1 pseudogene is annotated in these 323 nt (G+C 67.8%); it reads right to left on the bottom strand.

Features of this window, described 5'->3' with window-relative positions:
• Nucleotides 1-323, bottom strand: a pseudogene (locus tag H7I57_RS23125) (ATPase); the annotation flags it as partial.

The raw sequence follows: 323 nt of genomic DNA, 5'->3' as shown, positions 1-323 counted from the left end.
AGCAGATCCGGCCAACGCCGGGTGCGGTAGTGCAGTGTGGCGGTGATGAATTGACGCCATTGGGCGGCTTGGGTGTCCTCGGTGATGGCCGGGTGGTCAAGCAGTGAGGCGGCTGCGGCGTACTGTTCGGCGCGGATGAGCGCTGAGGCGTACGCCAGGGCCAACGTGGCTCGTGACCACACCGGAAGCGTCAGGTATAGCGGGGCCACGATCACGGCGTGCAGTTCGCCGGCCTTGAGACCGATGCGGCGGGTTTCGCGGTAGAGCGCCCGGGAGTTCTCGTGCGCGCCGGCCAGGGTGTCGAGTTCCTGGTCTCCGCACGC

The sequence above is a fragment of the Mycolicibacterium pyrenivorans genome (assembly GCF_025821625.1).
Classification (GTDB): Bacteria; Actinomycetota; Actinomycetes; order Mycobacteriales; family Mycobacteriaceae; genus Mycobacterium; species Mycobacterium pyrenivorans.
The sequence above is the reverse complement of the archived record's forward strand: the minus strand, read 5'-3'. Positions and strand labels throughout refer to the sequence as shown.